The following is a 1,300-nucleotide window of genomic DNA, read 5'->3' on the forward strand; positions in this document are numbered from 1 at the left end:
TGAGGGGCCTCGCGTTTTCCGGACAGTGGTTCGGCCGGTTCTTTCACGCCGCGATTTGAAGGTTCTCGAACTCTGCGTGGACTTCCCGGGGAGGTCGGTAGCCCACCGCCGAATGCAGACGCTGACGATTGTACCAGAATTCGATGTAGGCAGTAACGTCCCGGCGTGCCGCCTCACGCGTGGGATACTTCACACGCGACACGCGTTCGTTCTTCAGCGCACCGAAGAACGATTCCGCCATCGCATTGTCGAAACAAATTCCGGTCCGGCCAGCGGATCGCCGCAACCTCAGATCCCGAAGCGTTCTGCCGTAGTCGTCCGACATGTAGTTGCTGCCCCGGTCCGAATGAAAGATGGCGTTCTTCCTGAGTTCGCGATTCCGGGCGGCGTTACGGATGGCGCGGGAGATCAACGGCGTCTGGTAGTGGTCGTCCATCGCGTATCCGATGACTTCCTTCGTGCAGCAGTCGATGACGGTCGCCAGATACAGCCACCCCTCGCCGGTCGGGATGTACGTGATGTCGCCGACGAGCTTCTCGCCAGGCGCGTCGGCGGTGAACTCCCGGCCGACGAGGTCAGGCACCGTGCCGGACGACGACTGGGTGAGACCCCACCGCCTCGGGCGGGGCTGGCACGGCACGAGCCCGAGCTCGCGCATCAGCTGGCGGACGAGTTCCGGCCCGGCGGACACGCCCTGGCGCCGCAGTTGCGCGTGGACACGTCGATGCCCGTAGGTGCCGTCGGACGCGGCGAACGCCTCCTCGATGGCCGATCGAAGGTGGGCGCGGCGGGTGGCGGTCGCGGAGTCGGGGCGGGTTCGCCATTCGTAGTATCCGGACCTGGACACGCCGAGTTGTTCGCACATGAAGTCGACGGGGTAGGCGTACTTCGCGGTGTCGAGTCGCATCGTCTCGATGAACTCGTACAAGCTCGTTACCGAGGGTCCTTCGCGAAGTACGCCGCGGCTTTTTTCAGGAAGCTGTTCTCCATTTCGAGTTCCCGGTTGCGACGTTCGAGTTCCTTCAGTCGAGCGCGCTCGTCGACGCCGATCTGTGGGCTGTCCTGGGCGCCGCTGTTTTCTCGCCGGTACTGGCGGACCCAGGAACGCAGCGTCTCCGGGTGAACGTCGATCTCCCGGGCAACCTGCGACACTGGCTTGTTCGACTGTAGAACGAGTTGCACTGCTTCTTCACGGAACTCTGGGGTGTATGAGCTTATGCGTGCCATCGCGCTTCTTCCCTCGACTTTCCTGACAGGGTAACCTTATTGGCTCCCTGTCCGGAATCCTCGGGGCACCTCA

The 1,300-nt window shown here is 63.2% G+C and carries 1 protein-coding gene; it reads right to left on the minus strand.

The genetic code is table 11. The annotated features are described in order from the left end of the window. Window positions 1-43: 43 nt before the first annotated feature. Window positions 44-1,227 (minus strand): IS3 family transposase gene (locus ACFHWU_RS29150; RefSeq protein WP_416592304.1). Its coding sequence is split into 2 segments (ribosomal slippage): window positions 44-960 and window positions 960-1,227, totalling 1,185 coding nucleotides; the frame shifts between segments, so codons are not numbered across the junction. Window positions 1,228-1,300 lie beyond the last annotated feature (73 nt).

It is taken from the genome of Micromonospora sp. LOL_015, assembly GCF_048060275.1.
Taxonomy (GTDB): domain Bacteria; phylum Actinomycetota; class Actinomycetes; order Mycobacteriales; family Micromonosporaceae; genus Micromonospora_E.